The sequence below is a fragment of the Xanthomonas sp. WHRI 10207 genome, from assembly GCF_040202975.1.
Classification (GTDB): domain Bacteria; phylum Pseudomonadota; class Gammaproteobacteria; order Xanthomonadales; family Xanthomonadaceae; genus Xanthomonas.
Genome location: NZ_JBEGDX010000007.1, coordinates 173,026 through 196,929, shown reverse-complemented (window position 1 = coordinate 196,929; position 23,904 = coordinate 173,026). Strand labels below are relative to the sequence as shown.

The 23,904-nt window shown below is 63.8% G+C and carries 15 protein-coding genes and 1 other RNA gene; 7 read left to right on the top strand and 9 right to left on the bottom strand.

Translation table 11 applies throughout. The annotated features are described in order from the left end of the window. The first annotated feature begins 307 nt into the window (after window positions 1-307). The gene (locus ABQU90_RS19900) at window positions 308-2,158 is read left to right on the top strand and encodes an Svx/AvrXca family virulence/avirulence protein (RefSeq protein WP_323520806.1); all 1,851 of its coding nucleotides are present in this window, start codon (window positions 308-310) and stop codon (window positions 2,156-2,158) included. A 338-nt stretch (window positions 2,159-2,496) separates the two neighbouring features. Here the strand turns inward: ABQU90_RS19900 and ABQU90_RS19895 are convergent, their stop codons facing one another. Further along, entirely contained in the window at window positions 2,497-2,817 is a 321-nt protein-coding gene (locus ABQU90_RS19895) for a hypothetical protein (RefSeq protein ID WP_115514768.1), read from the bottom strand. Window positions 2,818-3,132: 315 nt separating this feature from the next. Further along, window positions 3,133-4,299 carry a class I SAM-dependent rRNA methyltransferase gene (locus tag ABQU90_RS19890; RefSeq protein ID WP_055852526.1) on the bottom strand — a complete coding sequence of 389 codons (1,167 nt, stop codon included), beginning with the start codon at window positions 4,297-4,299 and terminating at the stop codon, window positions 3,133-3,135. A gap of 265 nt (window positions 4,300-4,564) precedes the next feature. On the opposite strand from ABQU90_RS19890, the gene ABQU90_RS19885 reads away from it, so the two are divergent. Beyond that, window positions 4,565-5,521: a TerC family protein gene (locus ABQU90_RS19885; protein WP_323520807.1), complete on the top strand. Its 957-nt coding sequence runs from the start codon at window positions 4,565-4,567 to the stop codon at window positions 5,519-5,521. Window positions 5,522-5,907: 386 nt separating this feature from the next. Beyond that, the gene (locus tag ABQU90_RS19880; RefSeq protein WP_055852532.1) at window positions 5,908-6,693 is read left to right on the top strand and encodes a rhomboid family intramembrane serine protease; all 786 of its coding nucleotides are present in this window, start codon (window positions 5,908-5,910) and stop codon (window positions 6,691-6,693) included. A gap of 234 nt (window positions 6,694-6,927) precedes the next feature. Here ABQU90_RS19880 and ABQU90_RS19875 read toward each other — a convergent pair whose 3' ends face one another. Further along, a complete protein-coding gene (locus ABQU90_RS19875; RefSeq protein ID WP_323520808.1) occupies window positions 6,928-8,028 on the bottom strand; it encodes a glycerophosphodiester phosphodiesterase in 1,101 nt (366 codons plus the stop codon). A gap of 77 nt (window positions 8,029-8,105) precedes the next feature. Here ABQU90_RS19875 and ABQU90_RS19870 point away from each other — a divergent pair. After that, a non-coding RNA gene (locus ABQU90_RS19870) (sX9 sRNA) lies at window positions 8,106-8,180 on the top strand. Between the two features lie 98 nt (window positions 8,181-8,278). On the opposite strand, the gene ABQU90_RS19865 is transcribed toward ABQU90_RS19870, so the two are convergent. Then, on the bottom strand, window positions 8,279-10,585 hold the full coding sequence (locus tag ABQU90_RS19865) for a TonB-dependent receptor (RefSeq protein WP_323520809.1): 2,307 nt from the start codon (window positions 10,583-10,585) through the stop codon (window positions 8,279-8,281). Between the two features lie 198 nt (window positions 10,586-10,783). Here ABQU90_RS19865 and ABQU90_RS19860 point away from each other — a divergent pair, with 198 nt between their 5' ends. Both ABQU90_RS19860 and ABQU90_RS19855 read left to right on the top strand, forming a co-directional pair. Beyond that, window positions 10,784-11,626 carry an acid phosphatase gene (locus ABQU90_RS19860; RefSeq protein ID WP_323520810.1) on the top strand — a complete coding sequence of 281 codons (843 nt, stop codon included), beginning with the start codon at window positions 10,784-10,786 and terminating at the stop codon, window positions 11,624-11,626. Window positions 11,627-12,433: 807 nt separating this feature from the next. Beyond that, window positions 12,434-15,478 (top strand): TonB-dependent receptor, encoded by a 3,045-nt coding sequence (locus tag ABQU90_RS19855; protein WP_323520811.1) that lies wholly within the window; start codon window positions 12,434-12,436, stop codon window positions 15,476-15,478. Between the two features lie 100 nt (window positions 15,479-15,578). Here the strand turns inward: ABQU90_RS19855 and mnmE are convergent, their stop codons facing one another. The 5 genes from mnmE to rpmH form a co-directional block, all read right to left on the bottom strand. Then, the gene (mnmE, locus tag ABQU90_RS19850) at window positions 15,579-16,922 is read right to left on the bottom strand and encodes a tRNA uridine-5-carboxymethylaminomethyl(34) synthesis GTPase MnmE (RefSeq protein ID WP_323520812.1); all 1,344 of its coding nucleotides are present in this window, start codon (window positions 16,920-16,922) and stop codon (window positions 15,579-15,581) included. A gap of 149 nt (window positions 16,923-17,071) precedes the next feature. Next, window positions 17,072-19,777: a polysaccharide deacetylase family protein gene (locus ABQU90_RS19845; protein WP_323520813.1), complete on the bottom strand. Its 2,706-nt coding sequence runs from the start codon at window positions 19,775-19,777 to the stop codon at window positions 17,072-17,074. A gap of 90 nt (window positions 19,778-19,867) precedes the next feature. Then, window positions 19,868-21,592, bottom strand: a complete 1,725-nt coding sequence (yidC, locus tag ABQU90_RS19840; protein ID WP_323520814.1) for a membrane protein insertase YidC — start codon at window positions 21,590-21,592, stop codon at window positions 19,868-19,870. A 25-nt stretch (window positions 21,593-21,617) separates the two neighbouring features. Beyond that, a complete protein-coding gene (gene rnpA, locus ABQU90_RS19835) occupies window positions 21,618-22,055 on the bottom strand; it encodes a ribonuclease P protein component (protein ID WP_082861703.1) in 438 nt (145 codons plus the stop codon). Between the two features lie 38 nt (window positions 22,056-22,093). Next, the gene (gene rpmH, locus ABQU90_RS19830; RefSeq protein WP_002805908.1) at window positions 22,094-22,234 is read right to left on the bottom strand and encodes a 50S ribosomal protein L34; all 141 of its coding nucleotides are present in this window, start codon (window positions 22,232-22,234) and stop codon (window positions 22,094-22,096) included. A 242-nt stretch (window positions 22,235-22,476) separates the two neighbouring features. On the opposite strand from rpmH, the gene dnaA reads away from it, so the two are divergent. After that, window positions 22,477-23,805 (top strand): chromosomal replication initiator protein DnaA, encoded by a 1,329-nt coding sequence (gene dnaA, locus ABQU90_RS19825; RefSeq protein WP_311240095.1) that lies wholly within the window; start codon window positions 22,477-22,479, stop codon window positions 23,803-23,805. Window positions 23,806-23,904 lie beyond the last annotated feature (99 nt).

The following is a 23,904-nucleotide window of genomic DNA, read 5'->3' as shown; positions in this document are numbered from 1 at the left end:
GCGCTCGCAGGCAGGTGGGGTCATCCGATCATAGCCGCAGCGCGACCGCGCGCTGGCCGCGCGTTGTGCACGCAAATGGCCCGGTCATGGCACGCACAAGTTCAACCAGCGCCACACCGCGAGCGCCGAACGCGTTGCAGTTCTAAAAAATACACTGCCAAAGCAATTGCGCGGCGGTCGGCGCTGCGCACACTTGCGCGGCCGTCGCTGGCGGCATCCCCCACTCCCGATACCCGTAGATCGCCGTGCTTTCAGCGCGCGACGTGCGGGTGTGCGCAACACCTTCCCTTCTTGGCGAGATCCCTCTATGTCCATCGCATCGCGTGCGCTGCCCCGGCGCTTGCTCACCCTTGGTTTGATCGCCACCGGCCTTGGCGCGGCCTCCACCGCGAGTGCGGCCTGCACCGCCGGCACCTGGACGGCACGCGTCAATGAAATCGGCATGCCGCCGGTGCGCTACGAAACCGCGCATTTCGCCTTCCGCTGGAATGGCAACGGTGTCTCCGATGCGGATGTCCGCGCGGCCGGCGCGCATCTGGAAATGGTCTGGGACACCTTCATCAATCGCCTGCAGTTTCCCGAGCCGTTTTGCACTGTCGCCACCAAGTACAAGGCCAACCTGCATCTAGACCCGAGTTTTGGCCTGAGCGGCGGTGCCACCAGTAGTGGCGGCATGGGCATGTGGATGGCGCCGGGCGGCCTGCGCGACCATTGGGGTCTGGCGCACGAACTCACGCATGCATTGCAGTACCAGGCTGGCGGCTTGCAGGAGTCCGAATACACCGGCTGGATCTGGGAATCGCACGCCAACTGGATGACCCATCAGCTGCCGGAATTCCACAGCAGCGACGTGCATTGCTCCAGCATGCTGGTGAACTACCCGCACGTGTATCTGGGCTCCACGCGGGACCGTTATTGCAACTGGCAGTTCATGGAGTATCTGAAGAACCGCTACGGCTACGCCATCATCAACGACATGTGGAGCAAGGCGCCGCGCATCGACAACCCGGCGCGTCGCACCGCCGATCCGTTTTCGGTCATCAAGACCAACATGGGCTGGACGCAGGCACAACTGAACGATGTGTTCGGCGACTGGGCCATGCGCAACGTCAACTGGGATTACACCAATCCCGACGGCAGCGACCAGGGCGTGCTGTATCGCGCGCGCTACGGCAGCAATCTGTCGTTCGACCCGCAGCGCACCCAGGACTGGGACAACCGCGACCGCGCGTTGCGCATGACCGTGCTCGACCCGGTGGCCGGCCAGGCCAACCGCTATCGCGTGCCGTTCGAATGGGCACCGCAGCGCTGGGGCTACAACCTGGTACAGCTGATCCCCGCCAGCGGCGCCACCACGATCCAGGTCGCCTTCGAGGGCCAGGTGCAGAGCGCAGCAGCGGTCACCAGCCTGCCCGGCCTGCTCAACGATCCGTCCAGCATTCCCACCCCGGACTCGGATTGGCGCTGGGGCGTGGTAGCCATCGACAGTGCCGGCAAGGCGCGTTACAGCACGCTGCAGCGCGGCGCCAACGCCAGCGTCAGCATGCCGCTGAAGAGCGGCGACCGCGCGGTGTATCTGATGGTGATGGGCGCGCCCAGCACCATGCAGCAGATCAAGTGGGACCAGTCGTACTACGCGATCTACCGCTACCCGTGGAGCGTGACGCTGACCAATGCCGCGCCAGCCGGCAGCCAGCCCAATGCGCCCACGCCCACCCCGGTGGGACGTCGTCACGCCAACGGCGGCGGCTGGGTCGCCAACACCGCCAATGTCGCCTCCACCGCCTACGTGGGGCCACGCGCACGCGTGCTGGCCGGCAATGTGCTGGGCAATGCACGCATCGATGACCGCGCCACGGTAATGGGCGGCACGGTGCAGGGCAATGCGGTGCTCGGCGGGCTCACCGTGTGGCATCCGGGCGCCACCATCGGTGCCACTGCGCAGGCGCATACCGTGTTCATGGGCCCGGGTGCGTTCGGCGCCATCAACGTCGGCGGCACCGCACAGCTGCGTGGCGATGTCGAAGAACAAGGCGCTTCGCCCACCCAGGGCGTGTTCTACGGGTTTGTCGATCCGGCCACGATGACCAACCCGGAGTTTGGTGCAGACCTGCGCCAGGCGGTGCCGGAAATCACCGCGCGGCCAGCCGGCTGGTGATCTTGCGCAGCTGCAGCAAGTAGCTGCGCATCAGCGCAAGAAGACTCTACACACAGGCCAGGGACGGCCATCGGTGGACGCACGCAACGCTTACGCCGCTTGCGCGCGTCACTGGCACGTGCCGTTTGTTTGGCATTGCGCCTCGCGTCTGATTTGGCTGTTTTAACCACGTCACCGCACCACAGTTGCAACCTGTTGAAAGCAGCGCGTGGTCCTGTGTGACGAGTGGGGTTGAGAGCGATCGCATGCAGGCGTGCGCTTGCCTGCAGCGCTACGGCCGCAGGCACACCAGCACTGCACATCGACGTTGCCGTGCACGCTGCACGTCCAACGCAGGCTCAATCGTCGAGTTCGGCCAGCCGTGCGCGCAGGCTTTCCACATCGATGTGCTCGCGCACATGCGGCCATTGCCGCGCCCACACCGAGCGGAACACGATCCACGCGCCGAACACGCCCAGACAGGTGGAGCCCAGCGCCAGCAGCAACGGGTGCAGCGGCGAGCCGGTGCCGGTCTGGAACAGATACATAAACGCCCCGGAAAACAGCAGCCACACGCCAAACACCGGCCAGTTGCTGGCCAGCAGGCTGGCATTGGGCCGCTCGATCTCGCGCAGCAACCGGCGCAAGGCCTTGCGTTCGTCTTCGTCGCTGGACGTCATCGGCTGCCGCTCCCTAGTGAATGTCTGCGTTGAAGTCCCGGCTGCAGTGCGCAGCCATCACCCATTGCCATCGTGCACAGACCTGCATCCGCTGCGCGATGACGATGAGCGTACCGCCTCACCTGCATCACATGGAACAGCGCACGCTACGCGCTGCGGCGGCAGATGCGAGCACCCGCCGTGCACCGCTTACCTGCAGTGCAACGCAGCCACACAGCGGCGCCGTCATCGGGCCGCCACGACTGCAATGCCGCCGCCGGTGCCCAACCGCGCAGCGGGCGCTACGCATCGTCCGCTGCCTCATCACTACTGCTGTCACATCACGCGGCAGAACACGGCCTTGAGATAGCGCGATTCCTGCACGTGCGCCATGAACGGATGGTCCGGGCCGGCGCCGGCTACTTTCAGGATCTGGATGGTGCGGCCGGAGAAATACGAGGCGCGGCGCAGCATGTCCAGAAACTCCTGCTCGGCCACCAGGCCGGTGCACGAGAAAGTGGCGAACAGGCCACCGGGCTTGACCACGCCCAGCGCCAATTTGTTCATGTCCAGGTACTTCTTCAGCGCCGGGATCACCTGTTCGCGGTCGCGGGTCATCTTGGCCGGGTCCAGGATCACCACATCGAACTGATCGCCGCGATTGGCCGCATCGCGCAGCCACGGAAAGATATCGGCCTGCACGAACTTGGGGCGCACGTTGTTGAGCTTGGCGTTGCCCTTGGCAATGGCGATGACGTCTTCGTCGATATCCACGCCCAGCACCTCGGCCGCACCGCGCGCGGCCGCATACACCGCAAAGCCACCGGTGTTGCAGCACAGGTCCAGCACGGTCTTGCCTTCCACCTGCTCGCTCAGCCACTGGCGGTTGTCGCGCTGATCGGCAAAGAAACCGGTCTTGTGCGCGCCGGCCGGGTCGGCACGGAACTTGATGCCGTGCTCGGTGATCACGGACGCTTCGGTGGTGGTGTTGCTGTGGAAGTCGAAGCTTTCCTGCTTTTGCACGTGTTCGTCGGCAAAGCTGTGGAAGCGGCAACCCGGGAACTGCTCGCGCAGCGCTTCGTAGATCCACTCACGATGGCGGAACATGCCGGCGGCGAAGAACTCCACCACCACCAGGTCGCTATAGCGGTCCACCACCAGGCCGGACAGGCCGTCGCCTTCGCTATGCACCACGCGCCAGGCGTCGGAGACACCGTCGAGCTTGAGCCAGTCGCGGCGCAGGCTCACCGCCGCGGCGATCTTGCGCGAAAACCAGCCCGCATCCACCGGCACCGACTGGTCGGTTTCCAGGATGCGCACGGCGATGCGCGAGTGGCCGTTGTAGAAGCCGCGGCCGATCCATTCCCCATCCACGCCGACCACATCGACGATGGTGCCGGGTTTGGGCTTGGCGATGGGCTTTTCGACCAGCTTCTGGAAGATCCACGGGTGGCTGGAACGCCACGCATTCTTGAGTCGGACGACGGGGACAGGAGTATTCATTCACCTATTGTATCCGGCTGGATTGACGTGCCCGTCCCCGGCACGCAGAATCGGCCCCAGAAGGGGAGTAGCTCCCAACGTTGTCGCCGTCATTACGAGTCCTGCTCCGGCAGACGCTCCGGTGCAACGGCAACCGGTCTGGCCGGTTGCGAGCGAGACCTTCGCCGCGCAGGCGAAGGTCCGTCACCCGGAATCCACGATTTCCGTGTCACAAGGCCTCAGCCCAACCGGCTGTCCAGGTCGTTTCACTTTTCGGGATTCTTTTATGCAAACCATTGGCAATGTCTGGTTATGGGGCGGTTTCGGGGCGGTGGTGATCGCCGCGCTGCTGATCGATCTGGTGCTGATGCGCCATGGCGGCGCCCACAAGGTCACCTTCAAGGAAGCCACCTGGTGGAGCATCGGCTGGGTGCTGCTGGCGCTGGCCTTCAATGCCGGGCTGTGGTGGTACCTGCAGGGCACCATTGGCGATGCGCGGGCCGATCAGATCGGGCTGCAGTTTCTGACCGGCTACCTGGTCGAAAAATCGCTAGCGGTCGACAACATCTTCGTGTTCCTGATGGTCATGACCTACTTCGGCGTGCCCGAAGAACAGCGCCAGCGCGTGCTGATCATCGGGGTACTGGGCGCCATCGTGCTGCGCGCGATCATGATCTTCGCCGGCTCGATGCTGCTGGCCAAGTTCCATTGGCTGCTGTACGTGTTCGGTGCGTTCCTGCTGCTGACCGGCATCAAGATGTGGTTCTCTGCCGGCAAGGAGCCGGATCTGGAGACCAACCCGGTATTGCGCTGGATGCGCAGTCATCTGCGCCTGAGCCCGCAGTACCACGGCAACCTGCTCAGCGTGATCAAGGATGGCAAGCGCTGGTTCACCCCGCTGTTTGTGGTGTTGATCCTGATTGCGGTGATCGACGTGATCTTTGCGGTGGACAGCATCCCGGCGATCTTTGCGATCACCACCGACCCGTTCATCGTGCTGACCTCCAACGTGTTTGCGGTGTTGGGCCTGCGCGCGATGTTCTTCCTGCTGGCCGGCATGGCCGACCGCTTCCACCTGCTGCCGTACGGCCTGGCGGTGATCCTGGTGTTCATCGGCACCAAGATGATGATCATCGATCTGTACAAGATCCCGGTGCTGGTCTCGCTGGCGGTCGTGGTCACGATCCTGGTGGCCACCATCATGCTGAGCCTGTTGCGCCCGGCCAAGCCTGCCGGGCACTGACCGGCCGGCAATCGGCAATCGGCAATCGGCAATCGGCAATCGGCAATCGGCAATCGGAGTTGTGCTTTGCTGCAGATGGTGGTGCAAGGGACGCCGCGGTTTCGCTTCGTCTCTTGCCACTGAGCCGGGTCGTGGTCTTCGGCCTTGATCGGTGGCTACGCCGCCCACTGCTCGGCTGGGCCGCAGCGCACCACAGGCGATACCGGAACATCGGCGCCGCGCCCTGGTTGCCACCCGATCCTCTGCGGTGAATTGTTTGCCGCCGCGGCCTGCCTGCCGGGCGTTGCATCAGCCCGGCAGGCGGCGGGATTGTCCCGTCGCCGGATCCGGTTATCCCGCGCTCACGGGGCTTGCAAAGGCAAAACCACGCCGCCATCCGTGAATGTATGACACCGCATTCTGTTGCCTCCGATGCCACCACCCAGAGCCGCCTGGACCGCTCGCGGGTCCTGCGCGCCTTCAACATCAGCTTGGCCGCCGTGTTGCTACTGGTGGCGGTGTTCACCGCGCAAGGCATGTTCGACTGGCGCGCCTGGGCGGTCGCGCCACTGCAGGCCGACGGGCTGATCGGCATCCTCACCGCGCCGCTGTTGCACGGCTCGCTCGCGCATCTGGGCGCCAATGCGGCGGCGCTGCTGATTCTGGGCACCTTGGCCGGCAGCGTGTACCCGCGCGCCACCGCCATGGCATTGCCGCTGCTGTGGCTGGGCTCGGGGCTGGGCGCGTGGCTGCTGGGCGAGCCTGGCAGCCGCCACCTGGGCGCCAGCGGCGTCACCCACGGCCTGATGTTTCTGGTGTTTGTGCTGGGCCTGCTAAGGCGCGACCGCCCGGCCATCGCCACCAGCATGATCGCCTTCCTGTTCTACGGCGGCATGTTGGTGACCATCCTGCCGCACGAAGCCGGCGTGTCCTGGCAATCGCATCTGGGCGGCGCGGTGGCCGGCTTGATCGCCGCGCTGCTGCTACGCCTGCGCGACCCGCAGCAAGCCAAGCCGCGCTACAGCTGGGAAGATGAGGACGAGGACGCCGCCTGGGAAGTGCGCGACGCCGAGCACGCGATGCTGGAACCACCGCCGCCGCGTCAGGTACCGGTGCTGTGGCAACGCCAGGACGACGGCTCGGAAAACGTGGTACTGCATTTCCCGCCGCGCGAGCGCCCACCAGGTACTTAGTACCTGCATGAAACGATGATCGAAACGATGCTGAGCTCCCGTAGGAGCGTGCCTGCGCGCGACGGGGCGTTACCGACGATGCCAGGCACGATAGGTGTCCGAGGATCACGCAACGTGAGCGTTGCTGCAACACGAAGTGCGTCGTCATCGCATCCCGCGCGAGTGTGCCCGCGCGCGATGCAGCTACCCCGGTGATGCCCGTCGCGCTCAGGCGCGCTCCTACGAACGCGCTACCTATCGCGGTGCTTGCCCGCGCAACGCACGCCGCGCCAGACCCGGATCATCGGCAAAGAACGCATCGATGCCCGTGTCTAGATAGGTCTTGAGCTCGGCCAAGGCACCTGCGTCGTTACGCTCGGTCACCGCGCCGCTACTGCGGTTATCGGCGGCCAGAAAGTAATTTTCCGGACGGAACGTATACGGCTGCACCTGCAATCCGGCTGCATGCGCATCGCGCACCAGGCTGGTCGGCGTACCCAGCCATTGCTGCGCGTCCAGCGGAATGATGGCGCGGATGTCCGGCCCGATCGCATCGGCGTAGCTGGCAACCTGCTTGAGCCCGGCCGGGGTCATCAATTGCGCATAGGTGCCGGGCGCGTCGCCCTTGCCCGCATCGGGCAACGGCATCTGCGCCCCACCCAGCAACTGCAGCAGGCGGATGTTGCTTTGCCGCCCGATCTTGCCGCGCAGGTACCGCAGATTGCCGGTCTCGAACGACTGGATCACCACCGGCGCCGTGCGCGTATACGCATGCGCGTGCAAGGTGGCCAGCACCTTGTCTTCCATCGGCAAACCGAGCGCACTGAAATAACTCGGATGCTTGATCTCCGGAATCAGCCCGATCGTGCGCCCGGTTGCGGCAGATTCGGCCGCGACGAAATCGATGATCTCGTCGAAGGTCACGATCTGAAACTGCCCGTCCCAGCGCGTGCCACGCAGTTGCGGCAACCGCTCGCGCGCGCGCAGCGTCTTCAACTCGTTCAAGCTGAAGTCTTCGGTGAACCAGCCTTCCATCGATTGCCCATCGATGGTCTTGCGGGTCTTGCGCGCAGCAAACTCCGGGTGACTGGCCACATCGGTGGTGCCACCGATCTCGTTCTCGTGGCGCGCCACCAGCACGCCATCTTTGGTGGACACCAGATCTGGTTCGACAAAATCGGCGCCATCGACGATCGCCTTGGCGTAAGAAGCCAAGGTGTGTTCCGGACGCAACGCACTGGCGCCACGGTGCGCAAAGATCTGCACCGTCTTGGCCAACGGTGCCTCGGCCAACGCGGGCACGCTCATGCCGACCATCATCGCTCCCAACACCAACGCACGGTGGAACTGCATCATGCCTCTCTCCAACGAAAAAGCAGCCATCAACACCACCGCGTCATCGCGAGGCCAGCTTGGCCGACGATCAAGCAGAGATGCACGCCCGTGCATCCCGCTTCCTCCGCATCGTCCGCACCCGCCCGACAATCACTCGCTAGGTGGTGTCAGCCACTCTAAGACTATTCACGTCGATCAACATCGGAAATCAATAAAGCAGCAACCAGACCCGCTGTTACGATTCCCGATTTCCCACTCCCAAATCCCGTCCTCAGAACTTGGCATCCAGCGTCAGAAACACCTGCCGCGGCGCACTGGCGTGGAACGCCAACTGCCGCCCATTCGGATCGCTGTTGGCGAACGCGGTGAGGTTGGAGGCGTAACGCTTGTCGGTGAGGTTGGTGACGTTGAGCGAGAGCTTGAGCGACTGCAGCACGCTGACCTGTCCGAACTCATAGCCGGCACCGGCATCGAATGACGTGTAACCGCCAAAGCCCTGATCGTTGGTATAGGTATAGAAGCGTTCACCGGTGTACTTGCCGCGCAGGTTGACGTTCCAACCGGCGTAATTGAAGGCGATTTCGCTCGCGAACATGCGCTTGGGCGTATCCACCGTGGTCTTGCCGGCGGTGGCAATGGTCACCCCGTTCTGCACGTAGTTGTCGTCGTAGGTGGAGCGGTTGATCGAGGCCGAGTTGTACCACTGCAGGTAGCTGGTGGGCTTCCAGATCACCGTCAGTTCGCCACCGCGGCTGCTCACCGAGCCCACGTTGAAGAAGCGCGTGGTGCAGGCCGGCGTGGTGCCCTGCTGGATGCTGGCGCAGGGATTGAGCGAGAGCAGCCGATTGTCGAAGGTGACGTCATAGCCCACCAGCGAGGCCTCGAAGCGATCACGCACGAAGCGGTAACCGGCTTCAACGGTGCGCGACTTTTCCGGCTCCAGCGCACCGACGCTGGCATCGAACGAAGCTTGGGTCACCAGCAACGGACCACCGGCGCCGCCGCCCTGAAACGCAGCGATGTTTTCTGCGTAGGAGGCAAACACTTCCTGGCCTTCGGCAAGGCGATAACCCAGCCCGATCTGCGGCAGCACCGACTCGCTGGCCTTGATCGACCCGGTCGCCACCGGCGCTTCCACCGCGATGCCCGGCGTCTCGCGTGCGGCCATTTCGGTGCTCGGGCTCTTGATGCCCAGATCCAGACTCAGGCGCTCGTCGAGAAACTTGAAATTACCCTGCACGTAGAACTGCCGGGTGGTGATCACGTAGTTCTGCGAGAACAGCCGACGGTTGGGATTTTGCAGAAACTTGTCGTCGTCCACCGGCCCGGTGATCCAGTAGAAATTGCGCTCCACATCGTGGTGGTTGCGCTCGTACCACAGCCCGGCTTCCAGATGATGCGGGCCCAGATCCCAACCCAGCGAGGCGATGCCGCCGGTGCGGTTGATCCAGTAATTGGTGCTGCGGATCGAGATCGGCAGTGCCTGCGGTGTGCCCGGATTGGAGGCCTGGCCCGGCGACCACCAATGGCCCTGCCCCTTGTTTTCATGGTGATACACCTGCGTGTGCAGGCTGATCGCATCGTTGGGCTGGAAGTCGCCGGCGACATAGAACAGATCGTCGTCGCGCAGCGCACGGCTCTGGTAGTAAGCATCGTCGACGTTATCCACGCCACCGCTGAAGCCGCAGCGTGCGGCATTGCGCGTGGCTGGTGCGCAGTACGCCGCGGCCAGTGCACGGTTCCAATCTGGTGCGTACAGATTCCAGTCCCAGCCCAGACCACGTGCCATGCCGCTCTTGGACAGATAGGAATAATCGGCCTGCGAGGTGCGCGAGGTATCGGCGAACGCCGTCAGCTTGCCGCCGTCGAACTGGTACACGCCCTTGGCGTTGAACTGGCGCGTGGTGGTCGGCGATTCCGGACGCGCCCACATGTCCGCGGTGGCTTCGATGCCCGACAGATACGCAGAAAACCCGTTGTAATCGCCGGTATCCACGCGCAGGAAGGTGCGACGGTTGGCATCGGACCCCAGCGTCTGCGAGACCTGCCCGCCGAACACGCTGGACGGGTCGGCCGAGTAGTACTGGATGGTGCCGCCGAGGTTGCTGGTGGACGCGGTGCCCAACGCACCGATGCCCGAGGCCAGCTCCACGCCACCAAAGTTTTCTGCGATCAACGCGCGGCTGATGTTGAGGCCGTTGTAGTTGCCATAGGCGTTATCGCCCAGCGGCAGACCGTCGAGCGTATAGCCCAGACGCGTGCCGTTGAAGCCGCGCAGGCTGATCGTCTGCGATTCTTCATTGGCACCGAAGGCATCGTTGGATTGCACGTTGACGCCCGGCATGCGGTTGAGCAGCTTCTGGATGCTGGTGCCCGGCGGCAGCACCGGAATGTCCTGCTGGGTGATGCGCTGCACCTGACGCGTTTCGCCCTGGCCAATCACCGACACCGCATCGAGCTGCTGCACGGTGGAGCCGGTGTCGGCAGACACGTCGGCCGGCGTATCGGCGGCATGCGCGGCCGGCGACAACACAAGCGCGGTGAGAACGGCAGCACTTAAGAGATGGGTCTTGGGCATGAGTGGCGTGGGGGACGAGTCAAAAGATGACGGCAAGCGTGCGACAGCTGTCTTGCGTCGATGCGACGCTCAGATGACAGTGCCGAGACAGCTGCTGCGCATGCCGCGCTGTCGCTGCGTTGTGCTGGCATGCGCGTGTCATCTGTAGGTCGTAATCTGCGCGACTCTTCCCGTCGTACTGCTTTCGAGGAATCGTCCATGGCCCACCGCATCGCCCGCCACTCACAACGCACGCTGGCAAGCGTCGCCATTGCTGCCTTGGTGATCGGCAGCGGCGTGGCCAGTGCCCGGCAACCGGCAAAGCCGGCGGATTCGGTGCTTGCCACCGACGCGCGTGGATACCTGGAAAAACAGCAGCTGCCCGACAGCCTGCAGCTGGTGCCCACGCCGCCGCAGGACGGCAGCGCCGCGCTCGCCAATGACGAGGCGATCGCCAAAGCCATGCTCGCGCTGCGCGGCACACCGCGCTGGGATCTGGCTGCGCGCGACGCGGTGCTGAGCTTTCCCGACGCCGCCGCCCATTTCAGTTGTGCACTGGGCGTGCAGATCGACCAGACCAGCACGCCGCATCTATTGCGCCTGCTCGAACGCAGCATGCGCGACGCCAGCAGCAGTACCAGCGCCGCCAAGGCGCGCTATCAGCGCCAGCGCCCGTTCATGCGCAACGCGCAGCCGATGTGCACCCCTGCCGACGATGCGGCACTGCGCAAGAACGGCTCCTACCCGTCCGGCCACACCGCCATCGGCTGGACCTGGGGCCTGATCCTGTCCGAGATCGCTCCCGCCCAACGCAATGCGCTCCTGGCACGCGGCCGCGCCTTCGGCGACAGCCGCCTGGTCTGCAACGTGCACTGGCAAAGCGATGTCCTGCAAGGCCGAATGATGGGCGCAGCCACCGTCGCCGCATTGCACGGCAACCCGGGGTTTGAAAAGGATCTGATCGCTGCACGCCGCGAAATCGCAAAGGCCAAGCCTGCGGATTCGGCCACATGCGCAGCGGAAACGGCGGCTTTGCAGACAGTGTTGCCGGGCGCGATGTAGGCAACAGCGCACGTTGCCCTGTTTGACTGGAACGGCCATGCCGGTCTGAAGTGCGCTGGCCTGTGCGCAGCGGTCTTACCGAACGTCGGCCGGCGCCAGCCCACCGACCTGCGGCCGATGCGCGTGCGACACCAACAAAGCGAAGAGCCGCGTCATGCACGAGGAACGCGGAAAACTGCGCCTTAGCGTGGGCCTATGCGCCACTGGTACGCGGACCAAAGCAGACCTACCGCAGCAGGCCTACCGCCCGAGCACGCAGAACCGGCGCCAGGCCGGGCAGCATCGTGGACCTTGCGGCAGGCGCCCCAATAACCCGGGGTGCAGCAGCACCTGCGCGTTCTCAACGCAGTCGTGAAGCGGCCTTGCAGCCCTTATCGGCGCGCTACGCCTTCTTGATCATGCAGTAAGCGTGGCGATCGGGGATCCACACACCGCCTTGGCAAGCGCGACGCCTCTCTTACGGCGTCTGACGCTGCATGCCACGGGTCCTGGCATCGCTCCGCTTCGACGACCCGGCTCCCTGCAGCGTTGCCGCCTGTCTAGCGCTGGTACCTCACGGCTGAACACTTCATTCCCTTACAGCATCTGCGCGTCCGAATCTCGGCCCAGAAGCACTGAATTTGGCAATCGTTGCCGGATGATGACATTTCCGTACATCTTCGATTAATCTTCAGACAGGCTTCAGGAATGTGACATCCGTTCAGGTTGTCGACATCGTGCCCTGAAACCCAGCTCCCCCTCGACTGCACTCGCAGTCGAGTCCCACGTCTGCAGTATCCGTGACCGAATTCATCAGGAGAGAGAGGAATGACGCGTCCAGGGGTTCGTAGTTCGTTATCGCGCAACATCAAGCGCAGCGCGTTGAGCCTGGCGCTGGGCATGTGCGTCATCGGTGGGGTGCAGGCGCAGAGCGCGGTTGGCTCCATTTTCGGTAGTGGGCAGCCCGGCAGCACCATCGCCATCCAGAGCCCGCAGACGGGCGTGAGCCGCTCGGCGACCGCCGCCGCAGATGGCAGATTCACCTTCAGTCAGTTGCCTCCGGGCAAGTACATCATCACCTCCGATGGAGTGAGCCGCGAGGTCGAGGTCAAGGTTGGCAGCGGCTCGCAAGTGATGCTCGGCAGTCAGGCCAAAACGCTTGACCGGATCGAAGTGGTGGGCGCGCAGGCGTTCAACCCCATCGACGTTTCTTCGGTGGAATCGACCACCGTGTTCACCGCCGAGCAGATGGTCTCGCTGCCGGTGGCCAGCGACGTCTCTTCGGTCGCGCTGCTCGCGCCCGGCGCGGTTCGCGGCGATAGCGGGCTGGGTGCGGGCAACCTTGCCTCGTTCGGCGGATCGTCGGTGGCCGAAAACGGCTACTACATCAATGGCTTCGACGTCACCAACATGCGCACGTTCCTGTCGTTCGCCAATCTGCCGTTCCAGAGCATCGGCCAGCTGCAGGTCAAAACAGGTGGGTACGGCGCCGAGTACGGCCGCTCGCTGGGCGGCATCGTCAGCATCGTCACCAAGGCAGGCTCCAACGAATGGCACTACGGCGGCAGCGTGGAATGGGCGCCGGACTGGGGCGCTGCGGCAGGTAAAAACGTCCGCGAGCGTGACCCTGATGCGGCAGACCCGTTGTACCAGTACCGCAGCGATGATCAGTTCGACAGCACCATTTACTCTGCCTATGCCAGCGGCCCGATCATCAAGGACCGCTTGTTCTTCTTTGCAATGGTGGAAGGCCGCCAGGAGAGTCAAGACAACTTCTACGCGCTGACCAGCCGGCGCGTCAGTGACACGACCCCGCAGGGCATGGTCAAACTCGATTGGTATATCAACGACAGTAACCTGGTCGAATTCACCGGCATCTACAACCAGGCCAAGACCAAATACCGCACGTACGAATACGCCACCGACGCCAACGGTGATAACCGTTACAACGTTGGCCGGCACGAGGTGCCGATCGAGCAGTACGAGATGGAAAACGGCGGCAAGATCGGCATCCTCAAGTACACCGGCTACTTCACCGACAACTTCACGCTGTCGGCGCAATACGGCTACCTGAGCAATCTGATCGACTCCCGCCTGCCGGCCGACCCGGCCGGAAGCGAATGCCCGTGGGCCTATAGCTTCGGCCTGACCACCAGCGTGATCGACCGGTACATCGGCTGCAACCCGGGCACGATCTCCACCATCGCCGACGCCGACGCAGAGCCGGACGAGGACATCCGCAAGGCGTTCCGTGTCGATGGCGAATGGGTACTGGGCGATCACCGGCTGCGCTTCGGCGTGGATCAGGAAAAGTACGAATCCAGTCACCGTGGCCGGACCTACGCCGGTGGCATCAACTGGGCGTATTACACGGTGCCAGGTACTTCGGTGGCCACCGGTGCGTTTGCGGGCCGGCCTGGTCGCACGGTCAACGGCCAGCTGGTTCCGCGCAATGCGCTGTACGCACGCTCGCGTGTCTATCAGACCAGTAGCTCCACATACGAAAACACCAACAGCGCGTTTTATCTGGAAGACAACTGGCAGGTCACCGAAAACTTCCTCGCCGTGCTCGGCTTGCGCGGTGAGAAGTTCGAAAACAAGAACGGCGATGGTATTGCCTGGATCGAATCCGATTACAAAATGGCCCCGCGCCTGGGCTTCTCCTGGGATGTGCTGGGCGACTCCAGCTTGAAGCTGTTCGGTACCGCAGGCCGCTATTACATCCCGGTGGCGACCAACTCCAGTATCCGTGCCACCGGCGCCGAATCGACTGTGTCCAACTGGTACTTCGTCAATGGCTGGAGCGAAGCCGATGGCACGCCGGTGGGCCAAGGCGCGCAAATCGGCCAGACCCAGACCAATGGCTCGCTCACCGCGCCCAATCCGGCCTCTGTCGCGTCCACCAACCTGTCGCCGATGTACCAGGACGAGATCATCCTCGGTGGCCAACTGCAGTTGACGGAAAACTGGATGGCCGGTGTACGCATGATCCGCCGCGAAGTGAAGTCCGGGATGGACGACACCTGCACCACCAATCCGTGGATCGATTGGGCGGCGGATAATGGATTTCCGGATTTCGATCCGGGCTCGGTGCCCAGCTGCTACTTCTTGAATCCCGGCAGCGATGTGACCATCAACGTCGATCTCAATGGCGATGGCGAACTGGAACTGGCGACCTTGCCGGCCTCGTATCTTGGCCTGCCGGAATATCGCCGCCTGCATACCGCTCTGGAGTTCTTCTGGGAGCGCACTGGCGAGAAGTTCAACTTCCAGGGCTCCTATACGTTCGCCAGGACACGCGGCAACGTGGAAGGCTACGTCAATTCCACGCTGGAACAGGAGGACGCCGGCCTCACCCAGGACTTCGACCACCGCCTGTTCACCGATGGCACCTATGGGCCGACCCCGAACGATCGTCAGCACACGCTCAAGCTGTTCGGTGCTTATACGATCACGCCGGAATGGCAGCTTGGCGGAAATCTGGTGCTGCAGTCCGGGCGCCCGATCAATTGCCAGGGCTATATCCCGCTGGACGACATCCCGCAGCCTGACCAGGGCACCCTGAGCGGCTACGGCGGCTCGAGCTTTTATTGCTTGAACGCAGACGGTACCCGCGTGTTACGCCAACGTGGCGACGAAGGCCGCACGCCGTGGACCTGGACCTTCGATCTGGCCGCCGCTTATGTGCCCAACTGGGCCGATAACAAGCTGCGCATCAAGCTCGACGTGTTCAATCTGTTCAACAACGACCGAGTCACCGAGTACGACGAGTTCAGTGAAGCCTCGCGTGATGTGATCAGCCCGAACTATCTGAACGATCAGAACTATCAGACGCCGCGCTCGTTCCGGTTGACTGCCCGCTACGACTTTTAAAGTGTCGCATCACTGTGTGCGTTACGAATCCGGCCTGAAAAGGCCGGATTTTTATTTGTCGGCTCACGAGGCTCTTGGCGGCGCATCGCGCAGAGGCGCTTCACTTACCGATACAAAAACTCGAAAAGATCTTGCCCAGCAACTCATCGGCGCTCAGCTTGCCGGTGATCTCGCCCAGCGCTGCATGCGCCAGGCGCAGCTCTTCTGCAGCCAGTTCGAGTTGTTCGAATCCCAGTTCCAGATCGGCCGCATCCGCATGTTGCTCGGCACGTCGTAATGCATCCACGTGCCGGGTGCGTGCGGAGAATTCGCCGTCCACACTTTCAACGCCATCGCCTAACGCGAGCTCGCGCAGGCGGGTGTGCAGCTGTTCCAATCCCTGGCCGGTGGTTGCCGAAACCGCCACTGCATTGGTATCGAGCAGCGGTGCGCTGTTGTCCAGCAGATCGCATTTGTTATGAATCCACAGCTGCCGCGGGACGGCGTCGATGGCATCGCCAATCGCCTCGCGCGCGGCTTGCGGGTCGCGTGCGTCGAGCACCACCAGCGCCAGATCGGCACGCTGCAATTCGGCACGCGCGCGGCGCATGCCTTCGCGTTCGATTGCATCGCCGCCATCGCGCAGTCCGGCGGTATCGACCAGCGTCAATTCGAAGCCATCGAGCTGGATCGCTTCATGCAAGGTGTCGCGCGTGGTGCCGGCCACATCGGTGACGATGGCGCGATCGCTGCCGGCCAGCGCGTTGAGCAACGAACTCTTGCCCGCGTTGGGTGGGCCGATCAACACTGCATGCAGACCGTCGCGTAGCTTGCGCCCGCGTTCTGCATCGCGCAGCAGTTGCGCCAGCAATGTGCGCGCCTGCTGCAATCCTTCGCGCACCTGCGTACCACCCAATGTATCGAGCGGTTCGTCGGCAAAGTCGATCGCCGCTTCCACATGCACGCGCAAGCGCGTCAGGCTGTCGCTCACTGCATCGACGCGGCGCGAGAACACACCGTCCAGCGAACGCCGCGCGGCACGCGCCGCACGCACATCGCCGGCAGCGATCAGATCCGCAATCGCTTCGGCCTGGGTCAGATCGAGTTTGCCGTTGAGAAACGCCCTTTCGCTGAACTCGCCGGCGCGTGCCTGGCGTGCCCCCAGTGCAACGCAATGTGCAACCAGTTGGCGCAACACCACCGGGCTGCCGTGCCCCTGCAGCTCCACCACCTCTTCGCCGGTAAAGCTGCGCGGCGCGTTGAACCACAGCGCGATGCCGTCATCGATGACCTCGCCCTGAGCATCGCGAAAGCGCGCGTATTGGGCGTGCCGCGGTTGCAACGACGCAATGCCCAGCTGCGTTGCGATCTGCACCGCTTGCGGCCCGGACAGCCGCACGATGCCCACGCCGCCGGTTCCGGCAGCACTGGCGATGGCAACGATGGTGGACGTGGAAGAGGACATGGGCACTGCTCTTGCGTGGATTGGAACCGAATGGGTGACGATCAAAACACCTGCACAGCCGTCAGCCGTGTGGCCGATGCTCGGGCGTTAGCTCACACGCGTCCATCTGGGCGCAGGCCCGTGCTGGATGGTGTGCCCGCCGTAGTGCATCAAAGCGTCTGCAACTGCGCGCGCGCCTGCGCCGCACCGCTGCCTTGCGGCTGCAGTTCCAGATAAGTGGAATACGCCTTGCGCGCTTTGTCGCGATCGCCGGCCTTGGCGTAGGCATCGCCAAGATTGAGATACGCCACCGCGCGCGATGGATCGATCTTGAGCGTGTTTTCAAGCCAGCGCGCCGATTCGGCAAAGCGCTCCTGGCGGTAGTACACAAACCCAAGATTGTTCGCAGCCAGCGCAAAATCCGGGCGCAGCTTCAAGGCTTCGGCAAATTGTTCGGCGGCTTCGGCGTAGCGTTTTTCCTTGTACAACTGCAAACCGCGCTCGTTGGCCAACTGCGCGCGTTGACGATCGCTGCTCTTCACTGCGGTCGGCAAGACCAGCTTGGCTTCGCCACCTTGCAAGGTCTTGACCGTGACCGGCGCAGCCGCCACCGCAGCGCCGGTAGTCGCAGCAGCAGGACGCGCGGCATCCACGCGTCCGTTGAGTGCGATCGCATCGGCCGACAACTGCGCGGTATCGGCGGTCAGGAATTCTTCACCGCTGGGCACCTGGAATACGAACTCGCCGCCTTGCGATCCCGGCAGGCTGCCGAATGCCGGCGTCTGCGCCGATACCGCCGACACTGCCGGTGCGACATACGCAGCCAACTCAGTCCCGGTGATCAAGCCATCGCCATTGAGATCACCCTTGCCGGCCAGCGCCTGCAGCAGCACCCAGGTAAACACCGAATGCCCGTTCGGCCCGCTATCGGCCACTTGTTGATCGGCACCGCCGGCGGTGAGCATCTGGCGCGCGATGCGGCGCGCGTTCTCGCGCAAGTACGCACTGGAGGTCGGCCCGCCGCGCGTCAGACCCAACCCGCTGTAGCACGCGTCCATCACGAACAGCACGTGCTTGGCCTGCAGGCTTTCGGCGATGTTCTGCAGGTCGCTCATCGCAATCGCATCGCTGGCCAGATGCTCCGGGTCCGAGTCGACCGGAATGATGTAGCCCAGGTCGCGCCCGGAGGCGAGCCGGCGCGTGGCGCCGTGGCCGGCGAAGAACACGAACACGCGGTCGTTGGTCTGCGCGCGCCCTTCCCCAAGCCGGTCATGGAAGGCGGCGAGGATATTGTTGCGCGTGGCTTCGTTGTTTTTCAGCACGATCACTTGCGACGACGGAAATCCCAGCGGGCCGGTCAAGGTGCTGGCGATCGCTTGCGCATCGTTGGCTGCATATTCGAGCTTGGGCCAGTGCGCGTAGTCGTCGATGCCGATCACGATCGCCCACGACTTGGCATAGCCGGTGGTCACCGTTGCGTCGGCCACGGCACTAGGTGCACGCGCCACCGAAAAATCACGGCCGTTCCAGCCGGCAAACTGATACCCATCGGCGATCAACCGGTCCAGAATCTGCGGCAAGGCTTTCACCGCGCGGTCGTGGATGTCATGAAACAGCACGATGCCGCGCTGTTCCTTGTTCACCTGGTCGAGCACGCGCTGCACGATCGACTCTGGCACCGGGTCGGCCCAGTCAAGCGAATCGATGTTCCACATGATCGACTTCAGGCCGGCTTCGCCCAGCAGCTGCAGCCCTTCGGCATTGCGCGCGCCATACGGAAACCGGAACAGCGGCGCACGCTTGTCGTCCACCGCACGCAACAGCGTGTCGGTATCCAGCACCTGGCTACGCAATGCATCGCCGGTGGTCTTGGACAACTGCGCATGGGTCAGGCTGTGATTGCCCACCGCATAGCCTTCCTCCATCAGCGTATGGCTGATCTTGGACAATGGCGCCAGCTTGGGCTTGCCATCGGCGTCCAGGCTGCCGAGGTTCCGCCCCACTTCGAAGAACACGCCGGGCACGTCGTAGCGTTTGAGGATGGCCACAATTTCTTCGGTGTAGGCCTTGTGCGGGCCGTCGTCGAAGGTCAGCACTACCGTCTTGGGCGGCAGATCGCGGCCGAACACTTCGCTGTCGCTATCACGCGCGGAGAACGGATACGGCTCCACCACACCATGGTCGCGCAGGATCTTTTCGCGTGTGTACAAGGTGCGCAAATGCGCCACGTAGTCGTCCCACTTTTCGCGCTTGGGCACGATGGCCCGGGTGCGATCGAAGCGACTGAAAATCTGCGTCAGTTCGGTGTTGTAGCTGCGCTCGATCTCGTCCAGCGCCTCCAGATCCTCGCCGATGCGTTGATGCAGTTTGACTGCCGGCAGCGCCGAATCCTTGCCGATACGCGCATGCAGCTCGCGCAGCACCTCGCGAAATGCCAGGCGGTCGGCATCGAACAGATCCGGCGCCGATTCCACTTCGTCCAGTACCGTGGCGATCGCAGCGAAGCGGCTTGAGTCGCGCGAGTTCAGCACGGTTTCAAACGCGGCGGCAATGCGTTCGCGTTGTTCCAGATTTTCATGGAACAGCTGCTGCCCCACGCTGCTGGAGGTGGCGCGATCGCGCGGGCTTTGTTTGTCCTCATCGGCCAGCAACACGATGATGCGGCGGTGCCGATCCAGCTGTTCGCGCAGCTGTGCAATCAACGCACGCGCCTTGGCGGCGTCGCCCGTTTGTGCGGCGGCAGTGGCAGTGCCGCTGGCCGGCGGCGCCGAAGCAGATGCTTGGGTACCGGCATCGCGCTTGCCGCAGCCGGCCAGCGCCAGCAGTCCCGCGCAACTTGCGCACAGCAACAGGCGATGCAACGGCGATGGCTTCACGACGGCGTCCTTGGCAATGGCGACAAACGGAGAGGGGCTTGCATGCAGAAAGCCCGCCTTGCGGCGGGCCTTCTTGAACCTTTCTTAGACTTACTTGGCGTTGGCCTGGATGATCTTGCTCGGCTTCTCGCCGTGCTGGCGGATCATCCACCACTGGATCAACAACCCCAGGCCGCCGTTGACGACCCAGTACAACACCAGGCCGGCCGGCATGAAGGCCATCATGACGCCGAACACCAGCGGCATGAACTGCATCATCTTGGCCTGCATCGGGTCCATGCCCGGGGTCGGCGTCAACTTCTGCGTGGCCCACATGATGGAAATGTTCAGCACCGGCAGGATGAAGTACGGGTCGCGCGCGGTCAGATCCTGGATCCAGCCCAGCCACGGTGCCTGACGCAGCTCCACCGATTCCACCAACACCCAGTACAGCGCGAAGAAGATCGGCATCTGGATCAGCAGCGGCAGGCAGCCGCCCATCGGATTGATCTTTTCCTTCTTGAACAACTCCATCGTCGCCTGCTGATACTTGGCGCGATCGTCGCCATAGCGTTCCTTCAACTGCGCCAGGCGCGGCTGGAAGCGGCGCATCTTGGCACCGGACTTGTACTGCGCGGCCGACAGCGGATACAGCGCCAGACGCAGCAGCACCACCAGACCGATGATGGCCCAGCCCCAGTTGTGCAGGAAGCTGTGCAGGTGGCTCAGCACCCAGAACAGGCCCTGGCCGATGATGGCCATGATCGAGAAGCGGCTGTAATCGACCACGCGGTCCAGACCCTTCACGTCTTCCTTGGCAATCAGGCTGACCAGTTTCGGGCCCACCCACAGGCGCGCCTCGGTGCTGGCGGTCTGGCCGGGCGCCACGGTAAAGGCCGGGCCACGCAGTTCGGCCACGTCGCGCGGGCCATCCTGATTCAGTACGTACAGCGAGGCCTGATCCTTCTGCGGGATCCATGCGGTGAAGAAGTGGTGCTGCAGCAGCGCGACCCAGCCACCGGTGATCTGGCGATTCAGGCCGCCATCGTCCATGTAATCCTTGAACGCACGACGCTCATAGCCCTCTTGCGGGCTGTACCAGGTCGCCCCGTTGAAGCTGAAGGAATCCGGGTTGGTCATGCCGCGGCTGAGGATGGTCGGCACCCGGCTCAGCTTGCGGAACACATAACCGTTCCACGCCGCACCGCTCTTGTTGATCACTTCATCCTTGATCGAGATCGCGTAGCGGCCGCGCTCCAGGGTGAAGGTGCGGCGGATCGACACGCCATTGGGACCGTTCCAGACGAACGGCACCACCAGGGTGTTCTGACCCTTGGCCAGCTCGAATGCAGTACCCGGCTGTTCGGCACGGAAGCCGCCCAAGCCGGGCACCGGCGAATGTTCGCTGGCCCAACCGCTGGTGGCGTTGTAAGGGTGCACAGCGTCTTCGGTCAGCAGATCGACCGGCGCGGTGCCGTCCTTGGTCTGCGGAAACTGCAGCAGTTCGGCATCCAGCACGCTGCGGCCATCCAGCTTCAGGCGCAGCACGTCCGAGGTCAGCGTGACGACCGGCGCAGCGCCGGCAGCTGCCGGGGTGGCCGTGGTGGTGCTGGTGGCCGCCGGTGCGGCGCCCGGGACGCCTGCCTGCGGGATGGCCTGGGCGGCGGGCACATTGGCCGCCGGCGCGCTGGCATCCGGGTCGCGCGCAGCCGGTACCGATTGCGTGGCGACTGCGGCAGGTGCATTGGCGGCCGCTTTGTCCTTGCCCCACTCCATCCACAGCAGCGCCGCGACCATCAGCCAGGCAAAGATCAGGAAAACACGGGTCTGGTTCATCGGGCAGCAACTCGCTCAGTCGGAACTACAGTTCCGGCTCTGTCGGGGAAAGGGAGGATGGGTGCATCGTCCTGGCGGGCGGCATTGTGCCGGGCGCAGCAGGTAGGGGCAATGCACCGGCACGGCGCAGCAGGCGCACGAAGGCGTCGCGAATCTGTGGATTGGTCGCTTTGGCAGCTGCGGAGCGGGCCACAATGACGTAATCGCCACCGGCCAGTTCGGGCAGCAGATGCCGCATGGCATCGCGCAGGACGCGCTTGATGCGATTGCGTCCGACCGCACGCGTGTCCACCTTGCGCGACACCGCCATGCCCAAGCGCGGCGGCGTATCGCCGGTGCGCCAATGCAGGCTGAGCAGCGGATCCGAGGTGCGACGCGCGGTATCGAAGACGACCGTATATTGCGCACGCGTACGAACCCGCGCAGAGCGAGGAAATCGCCTGCACGGGTTCGATGCGTTCACGGTAGGACTTGCCTCGGCCGCGGAGAGCGGCGCGGCAATCAAGCGCTCAGGCGCTTGCGGCCCTTGGCGCGGCGGCGAGCCAGGATCTTGCGGCCGTCGGCGGTTGCCATACGTGCGCGGAAGCCATGGTCGCGTGCTCGCTTGAGGTTGCTGGGTTGGAAAGTACGCTTGGTGGCCATGGGGCCCTCTGCATGGATGGAGACGAATAGAACCGGAAATTCTATAGGACCTCCCCGGTCCGGGTCAACTCCCTAGTTGCTTTACCAACCGTGAGCCTGCGCACGCCCTGTGGATGGACCTGTGAATAACTCTGGGAAAAGCCTGCCTGCGGTGCTAGTCTGGTCCATCCTCTTTTCACTTCCGGGCTGCGTGCACGGCGCCTTGCTGCGCGCCGCAGCCAGCAACAGATGATCACACTTTGATGGATGCTTGGCCCCGCTGTCTGGAACGTCTTGAAGCTGAATTCCCGCCCGAAGATGTCCACACCTGGTTGAAACCCCTGCAGGCCGAAGACCGCGGCGACAGCATTGTGCTGTACGCGCCGAACGCCTTCATCGTCGACCAGGTCCGTGAACGCTACCTACCGCGCATCCGCGAATTGCTGGCGTATTTCGCCGGCAATGGCGAGGTGGCGCTGGCAGTGGGCTCGCGCCCCCGTGCGCCCGATCCGTTGCCGGCGCCGATGGCCACGCCCAGCGTGCCGGTCGCTGCACCGATCGTGCCGTTTGCCGGCAACCTGGATTCGCACTACACCTTCGCCAATTTCGTCGAAGGCCGTAGCAACCAGCTCGGTCTGGCGGCTGCCATCCAGGCGGCGCAGAAGCCAGGCGATCGTGCGCATAACCCGCTGCTGCTGTACGGAAGCACCGGGCTGGGCAAGACCCACCTGATGTTCGCGGCCGGCAATGCGCTGCGGCAGGCCAATCCGGCCGCCAAGGTGATGTATCTGCGCTCGGAGCAGTTCTTCAGCGCGATGATCCGGGCGCTGCAGGACAAGGCGATGGACCAGTTCAAGCGCCAGTTCCAGCAGATCGATGCGCTGTTGATCGATGACATCCAGTTTTTTGCCGGTAAAGACCGCACGCAGGAAGAGTTCTTCCACACCTTCAACGCGCTGTTCGACGGCCGCCAACAGATCATCCTGACCTGCGATCGCTACCCGCGCGAAGTCGAGGGCCTGGAGCCGCGGCTGAAGTCGCGTCTGGCCTGGGGCCTGTCGGTGGCGATCGATCCGCCGGATTTCGAAACCCGCGCCGCGATCGTGCTGGCCAAGGCGCGCGAGCGCGGTGCCGACATTCCCGACGACGTGGCGTTTTTGATCGCCAAGAAGATGCGCTCGAACGTGCGCGATCTGGAAGGCGCGCTCAACACGCTGGTGGCGCGCGCCAACTTCACCGGCCGTGCGATCACCGTGGAGTTCGCCCAAGAGACGCTGCGCGACCTGTTGCGGGCCCAGCAGCAGGCGATTGGCATCCCCAACATCCAGAAGACCGTGGCGGACTACTACGGGCTGCAGATGAAGGACCTGCTCTCCAAGCGGCGCACCCGTTCGCTGGCACGCCCACGCCAGGTCGCGATGGCACTGGCCAAGGAACTGACCGAGCACAGCCTGCCCGAGATCGGCGACGCGTTTGCCGGGCGTGACCACACCACCGTGCTGCATGCCTGCCGGCAGATCCGCACGCTGATGGAGGCCGACGGCAAGCTGCGCGAGGACTGGGAAAAGCTGATTCGCAAGCTCAGCGAGTGAGTCGTTGACGCCCTTCTCGGCATGCCGGGAAAAAAGCGTGGATGAGTTGGGGTCAAATGCGGGAGAATCTGTGGATAACGTTGCCCTGCAATCCGGGCG